Genomic DNA, 7,745 nt, shown 5'->3' on the forward strand with positions numbered 1-7,745 from the left:
AATAAAAAACGATCTCAAATGAGATCGTTTTTTATTGTCATTTATTTCTGATTTCCGCCAACTTGTTTCCAGTTTGTTTGATATTTTGAAACACGGTCGGTAAATTCGGTCCGTTTCTTTCCTCCGAAAACTCTTTCACCAACACCATTTGTTATGACACCCATTAATGCTGTAATACCCACAACAAGAACGGCTACAATGGTTAAATCTGCTATGTAACCACCAATCATCGTTAACCCTCCATTTTTATTTCAAATGTCAGCATGATGAATGCTTTTGAATATCCCCTATTTATATTTTAAAAGAACTTAGGGGGAATTAAAAGACATTCTTCATTATTTCCTTTAGAATTAGGGAAAACTTTGTGACTATGTCACAGCTTGATGTATGCGTTTTCATTCTGCCTTATTTAATTGAGAATATAAATTTAATAAAAGGTTAAGAAATACTTAAGAATAATCTGTTAGAATAAAAAGCATTAAGGGACGAAATTAATATTTTTTTAGACCTACAAAAACTGCAGAAAGTAAACGAATAATCTTACAGTAAAACTCAAAGTATTACAAAATTTTAACGAAAAAAATTGATAAACCTTGAAACTTTTTACGTAAATATTCGTCTAATATAGTGTGGTTTGAAAAAATTCTTTGAGTTTTGGCCCTATGTGAATTTTTGAAAAAAAGATACCTTTTTCAGAATCAGTGGTGTATAATAAATGATATAAATTCCTTGTTTATAATAATTTTAATTAGATTCCTTGTTTATGATAGTTTTAATTAGGGTATTAATTATTAAACAGATTTCGTTTTTCTTATAAACCGATAGTTAAATAAAGAGGAGTGTGAAGACAAATGGTAACATTATACACTTCACCAAGTTGCACATCATGCAGGAAAGCAAAATCATGGCTGGAAGAACATGAGATTCCTTACAAGGAAAGAAATATTTTCTCAGAGCCCTTATCTATTGAAGAGATTAAAGAAATACTTCGTATGACTGAAGATGGAACAGATGAAATTATATCCACTCGCTCCAAGACATTTCAAAAATTGGATGTAAATTTAGATACCATGCCTCTTCAGAATTTATTCGAATTAATTAAGGAAAATCCAGGACTATTACGCCGTCCAATCATTATTGATGAGAAGCGTTTACAAGTCGGTTATAATGAAGATGAAATTCGCCGGTTCTTACCAAGAAGAGTGAGAACATTCCAATTGCGTGAAGCACAGCGAATGGTAAATTAAAAGCCAAGACCTTCTGGAAGCAGAAGGTCTTTTTCATTTGTGATTTTAAAGGCATTTTGATACAATAAAATGAATATCTAATAATAAGTGAAACTTCCGTTTTATATTTTAAACGCCAGCTAATGCTGGGAAATAGGCGTATTGATGGTTTTTGATTATTTGATTAATTTTATTTCCCTTATTGCTGCTTTTGTCATAAAATAAAAGTACAAGGATTTATGTCCTTTTTTTAACAAATCTCACTAATAATAGTCCTTTCTAAATTGGGTAAATGCTTTTGGCACTGTCTGCTTGGGGGTATTTAGTCCCTTCAATATGGAAAACGGAAGGGAGAGGTAAAAATGGAGATTGAAAGAATAAATGAGAATACTGTAAAGTTCTACATTTCATATGGTGATATAGAAGACAGAGGTTTTGACCGAGAAGAAATTTGGTACAATCGTGAGCGCAGCGAAGAACTTTTCTGGGAAATGATGGATGAGGTTCATCAGGAAGAAGAGTTTGTTGTGGAAGGTCCACTTTGGATCCAAGTTCAGGCATTGGAAAAAGGCTTAGAAATTCTTGTTACCAAAGCCCAGCTTTCTAAAGATGGCCAAAAATTTGAACTGCCAATTCCGGGAGATAAGGTAAAGGATATACCGGTTGATGAGAATATTGAAGATATTCTTGATCAACATTTCAATCCAAAGCATGAGGTTGAGGAAGACTATTTACTTGATGAAGATCCCCTTGAATTTATGCTTGCCTTTAAGGATTTTGAGGATGTTATTATGTTATCGAAACGCGAGGGTTTGGATGAATTAAAAACGACTCTTTATCATTTTGAAGGAAGATATTATCTCTACACCGAATTTCTTGAGGATGTATTTGAGGAAGATGAAATAGATGATATCTTAAGTATCCTTTTGGAATACGGTACTGAAACACAAGTTACCATCCATCGTGTTCAGGAATACGGAAAAGAAATAATTTCTGAAAATGTGTTTTCTGAAATTAGAAAGCATTTTCACTAAAATTAGAGCCGATTTCACTATTGAAATCGGTATTTTTTAGTATTTATTCATTTTAAAGTGCAGGTGAGGACACTGAAAAACACTGTTAGGGTTGTTCTATTTGTTATAGTCATATCCGTAATTATGTTGATCTTTAAAGATCATATTAAGGGTGGTCTTTTCGGGGTATTTAGCCTATTTATTTCCTTGTCCGTTATTTTCATTGGATTTGTGATTTTTCTTGAGAATCGTCACCCCACGCAAACGATTACCTGGCTGGTTGTTTTAGGCGGGTTTCCGCTTGTTGGCTTTATTTTTTATCTTCTTTTCGGGCGGAATTATCGAAAGGAGAAAATGTTCCGTAAAAAGTATTTTCTAGATAAACAAGCCTTTTTGAATGTCGAAGGGGAAAATGATCCACGAAGCAGGGAAAAGTTAAGTTTAATGAGAGAACATCAAGGGAAATTATTCAGTTTGGCGCAAAAGCTTGGGAACAGTCCCATATCTTTTGATACCTCGACCAAAATTTTAACCAATGGTGAAGAAACATTCCAACATATTTTAGAAGAACTAAGAAGAGCTAAACATCATATCCATCTTGAATATTATATTGTTCGTAATGATGTGATTGGACAAGAAATTAAAGAAATATTAGTAGAAAAAGCAATGCAGGGGGTCAAGGTTCGTTTCCTTTTTGATGCGGTCGGTTCCTGGCAATTGTCTAAGAAGTATATTGCAGATTTGAGAAATGCAGGAATTGAAACAGTTTCTTTTGGTCCGGTAAAACTTCCATTTTTAAATAATAAATTCAACTTTCGTAACCATAGAAAAATTATTGTAATTGACGGTACCATTGGTTTTGTAGGCGGCTTAAATATTGGCGATGAATATTTAGGAAGAGTTAAAAGTATCGGATTTTGGCGTGATACTCATTTAATGGTAAAGGGAGAAGCCGTAAGGACCCTTCAGTTAATTTTTTTACAGGACTGGTATTATATGACCAACCATAGTTTTTTAACTGCCGAATATTTATCCCCGCAACTTGATAATAAGAGCCACGGGGGGGTTCAACTAATTGCAGGAGGACCTGATAATGAGTGGAGTGTGATTAAAAATATCTTTTTTTCAATGATTGCTTCAGCTGAAAAATCGGTTTGGATTGCATCCCCTTATTTTATTCCTGATGAAGACATTTTTTCGGCGATCAAGGTGGCTGCTTTAAGCGGGATTGATGTTCGGCTCTTGGTGCCCAACCGCCCTGATAAACGAATCGTTTTTCACGCTTCACGTTCCTATTTTCCAGAACTCTTGGAAGCAGGGGTGAAGGTGTATGAATATGAACGTGGTTTCATGCACAGCAAAATTATCATTGTAGATGAAGAACTCGCTTCGATTGGAACAGCCAATATGGATATGCGAAGTTTTCATTTAAATTTTGAAGTTAATGCCTTTTTGTTTCGAACGAAAAGTGCACAAAAGCTGGTGGATGAATACGAAAATGATTTAAAATTTGCCAAGCAGCTTGATCTTAAAACATTCCAAAAAAGACATTTGGGCCTGCGGTTATTGGAATCAACAGCAAGGCTGATGTCCCCGTTACTATAACCAAAGCAATCGGCAATTGGCTGATTGCTTTTTTTCTGCAAAAAAAGGACTTTTAAATAATCAATCGAATTATTATAGGAGGAGGTGAATGGCATGCTAACAGCACGCACAAAAAATGGTCAAAAAATATGTCTGGGCTATAATTACAAAAAAGAAACGCTATTATACTTTAGAAACAGGGATGAATTCTTCTGTCCAGTTTGTGGTGAAAGAGTTTTACTAAAGCTGGGCGATCAGAGAATGTATCATTTTTCTCATATAAAGGGGGGAGAATGCAGGAACTCCTATGAAAATGAGTCGGTTTATCATATGGAAGGAAAACTTCAGCTCTATCATTGGCTGTTACGTCAAAAAATCCCTGCGATCCTTGAATATTATGATAAGGAAATCCAGCAGCGGCCCGATATAAAGTTTACTTACAAAAATCAAAAATATGCTTTAGAGTTTCAATGCTCCCCAATTGCTGATGAAATTTTTTTGAAAAGAACAAGAAGCTATGTTGATGCAGGCTATGTTCCATTCTGGATTTTGGGGAATGAACAAATCCATCAAAAGAGGAAAAATATTCTCTCACTTTCAAATTTCCACTATTTATTTATACAACAGACAGTAGAAGGTAGTTATTACTTGCCCTCCTATTGCCCCGAAAAAAAGCACTTTCACCTACTAGATTCAATTGTCTCTTATTCAATAAAAAATGCCTTTATACAAAACCACTTTTATCCCATTGGTAACGTAAAAATCAATTGTCTATTGAATCCTGAATGTCTAGGTCAAATTAATCTTTCAAATTGGAATTCTGAATTAGAGAAAGCCAATCTGAATTGGGCGCTTCACCCAAATTCGAGGCAAAACTCCTTCCTTCATGAGATTTATCAGCATAATCTTAATCTTTTTCTATTACCTCCGGAAATTGGTCTCCCAGTTCACTCTTCACTATTGATTCAAACTTCACCAATCATTTGGCAAACCTATGTGTATCTTGATATCTTGGCTCAAATACATCCAATGGACATATTTACGGTTCAAGAAGTAGAAAGGAGTTTTTATAAGAGAATAGGGAAAAAGGAAATTATCATCCGTGATCTCCCGTTAATTAAGCAGGTTCATCCTTTTACTGCAGTGATGGAATATCTTTTTATATTGGACAGACTTGGGATTGTGGCTCAAAAGGGAAAAGCTGCTTTTCAACTAAACAGGAATATCCCCCTTCCACAATCAAATCGTGAAAGGGAAGATCGGAAGAAGGGTTTTTTTCAAAAATATCAGCGAATGATTTCAAAAGGATAAATGAAATATTAATGAAGGGCATAATAATAGAGAATGAAGGAATTTGGAAGGAAAAGGAGAAATATTATAGTGGGTTCTTTTGGTAATTTGGAAATTAGAATGGAGGATGAAAGATGGCAAATGAAACTGCAATTAAAACGCTGCCGGCTAGAAGTGAAATCCCTGTTGAAGAAACCTGGAAATTAGAAGATATATTTGCAAATGATGAGGCGTGGGAAAAGGAATTCCAGGAGGTAAAAGGCCAAATCCCTGGAGCGAAACAATTTGAAGGAAAGCTTGGAGAGAGTGCGGAGACTCTATTTAAAGCCCTTCAGTATCAGGATCAACTTCTTGAAAGACTTGGAAAGCTCTATGCCTATTCCCATATGAGATATGATCAAGATACAACGAATTCATTTTATCAAGGCTTAGATGATCGGATGAAAAACCTTTACGCTCAAGCGGGTAGTGCACTTGCTTTTATTGTTCCAGAACTATTATCGATTGATGAAAGTAAACTTAAAGGGTTTTTAACGGAGAAGCCTGAGCTAAAGCTTTACGAGCATGCAATTGAGGAAATTAATCTGCAAAGGCCGCATGTTCTTTCAGCTGAACAAGAAGCATTGTTAGCAGAAGCGGGCGAGGTGATGGATGCTTCGAGCAATACATTTGGGATGCTAAACAATGCTGATTTGGCGTTTCCATCCATTAAAGATGAAAATGGGGAAGAGGTAGAAATTACCCATGGCCGCTACATACGATTCTTAGAGAGCACTGACCAACGCGTACGCCGGGATGCTTTTAAAGCGGTGTATGAAACCTATGGTAATTTCCGCAATACATTCGCAAGCACCCTTAGTGGAAATGTGAAGAAGGATAATTTTAATGCAAGAATTAGAAAGTATGAATCAGCAAGGCAGGCAGCATTGGCAGCCAATAATATCCCCGAAAGTGTGTATGATAATTTGGTAAAAGCAGTAAACGAAAACTTGCATTTATTACAGCGATATATAAAGCTGCGCAAGAAGGTTCTAGGTCTTAGTGAACTGCATATGTACGATTTATATACACCACTTGTCAAAGATGTAAAAATGGAGATTAAATATGAGGAAGCAAAGGATATTGTTTTAAAAGGACTAGCGCCACTCGGGGAAGAGTATGCTAAAGTTTTAAAAGAAGGCTTTGAAAACCGCTGGGTAGATGTTCACGAAAATAAAGGGAAACGAAGCGGCGCGTATTCTTCTGGCTCCTATGGCACTAATCCCTATATCCTCTTGAACTGGCAGGATAATGTGAATAATCTATTTACACTTGCTCATGAGTTAGGACATTCCGTGCATAGTTTCTATACACGTAAATCACAGGCCTATCCATATGGGAACTATTCAATATTCGTTGCCGAAGTGGCGTCGACCTGTAATGAGGCATTGTTAAATGATTATTTATTAAAGACCATTGATGATGAACAGAAACGGATTTATTTGTTAAACCATTACTTAGAAGGATTTAGAGGAACTGTGTTCCGGCAAACCATGTTTGCAGAATTTGAACACCTTATCCATCAAAAACTTCAAAATAACGAGGCGTTAACGGCTGAGTTATTAACAAAAGAATACTATGAGCTAAACAAAAAGTATTTTGGAGAAGAGGATATTGTCATTGATGAAGAAATTGGCTTAGAGTGGTCAAGAATCCCTCATTTTTATTACAATTATTATGTGTATCAATATGCCACTGGATTTAGTGCGGCAACCGCATTAAGTAAGCAAATTCTAGAAGAAGGGGAGCCTGCCGTAAAGCGCTATATAGGGTTCCTTAGTGCAGGAAGCTCTGATTACCCAATTGAAGTCCTTAAAAAGGCAGGAGTGGACATGACCAGCTCCCAGCCAATTAAAGATGCCTGCAAGGTATTTGAAGAAAAGCTAAACGAGCTTGAACAGTTGTTATCATGAGAAAAGGGATGGCGCTTAAACATGCGTCATCCCTTTTTAAAACCCGCGAAATCGTTTCCTTTCATTTACGAAGAATAAAATGGCGAAAATGGATAGGAACAACAGGGGAATGCTGATCCATAATGGGAAAATTTTAAGCAGTGCTAGCAAATGAAGAAAAAAGGCTAGGATAAAAAAAAGAATCATGAAGAAAATCGAGAGCTTCTTCATTGGAAATTCCACCTACTTTTGCTTTATCTCAATATTAGTTTATTGTCCAATTCGAAAAAATATGACTTTTTGACAATATTGTGAAATAAAGCACAAAGTCATTGTTTAAGGTACAACGCCATGATATAGTTAACTCGTGAAGTTGATCACAACAAACATAAACCCCTTTGTTTGACCGTGAAAGATTTCTCCCATCCCCTTTTAGTTAGGTTGTTTTCGGATAGATTGTGTTTTTCGAACAAAATTAATGTTAAACCGTTTCTCCCTACGGCTTCCAGTTTGGACTCGAATGCCATTGGGTTCACCAAAGCTGTCCGAATGAACCCCTGATTTGGACCCGATTTCCCTATGGTTTCGCAAAAGCTGCAGAGAATGAGCCTCTGATTCGGACTCGGTCGCTCCATGTCTTGGTCAAAGCTGTCCGAATGAACCCCTGATTCGGACTCAGTTGCCCCAAGTCTTCGCCAAAG

Annotated in this window: 6 protein-coding genes; 5 read left to right on the forward strand and 1 reads right to left on the reverse strand. The window is 36.2% G+C overall.

The features are described from left to right. Positions 1-41: 41 nt before the first annotated feature. The gene (locus M028_RS0114775; protein ID WP_081810827.1) at positions 42-227 is read right to left on the reverse strand and encodes a hypothetical protein; all 186 of its coding nucleotides are present in this window, start codon (positions 225-227) and stop codon (positions 42-44) included. 624 nt (positions 228-851) lie between these two features. Here M028_RS0114775 and spxA point away from each other — a divergent pair. The 5 genes from spxA (at position 852) to pepF (ending at position 7,065) form a co-directional block, all read left to right on the forward strand. Then, positions 852-1,247 (forward strand): transcriptional regulator SpxA, encoded by a 396-nt coding sequence (gene spxA / locus M028_RS0114780; RefSeq protein ID WP_026574539.1) that lies wholly within the window; start codon positions 852-854, stop codon positions 1,245-1,247. A gap of 341 nt (positions 1,248-1,588) precedes the next feature. Next, entirely contained in the window at positions 1,589-2,260 is a 672-nt protein-coding gene (mecA, locus tag M028_RS0114785; protein WP_026574540.1) for an adaptor protein MecA, read from the forward strand. A gap of 72 nt (positions 2,261-2,332) precedes the next feature. Next, positions 2,333-3,844 carry a cardiolipin synthase gene (cls, locus tag M028_RS0114790; protein ID WP_026574541.1) on the forward strand — a complete coding sequence of 504 codons (1,512 nt, stop codon included), beginning with the start codon at positions 2,333-2,335 and terminating at the stop codon, positions 3,842-3,844. Between the two features lie 93 nt (positions 3,845-3,937). After that, positions 3,938-5,134, forward strand: a complete 1,197-nt coding sequence (locus M028_RS0114795) for a competence protein CoiA (protein ID WP_026574542.1) — start codon at positions 3,938-3,940, stop codon at positions 5,132-5,134. Positions 5,135-5,247: 113 nt separating this feature from the next. Further along, the gene (gene pepF, locus M028_RS0114800) at positions 5,248-7,065 is read left to right on the forward strand and encodes an oligoendopeptidase F (protein ID WP_026574543.1); all 1,818 of its coding nucleotides are present in this window, start codon (positions 5,248-5,250) and stop codon (positions 7,063-7,065) included. Positions 7,066-7,745 lie beyond the last annotated feature (680 nt).

The sequence above is a fragment of the Bacillus sp. UNC438CL73TsuS30 genome (assembly GCF_000482325.1).
Classification (GTDB): domain Bacteria; phylum Bacillota; class Bacilli; order Bacillales; family Cytobacillaceae; genus Neobacillus.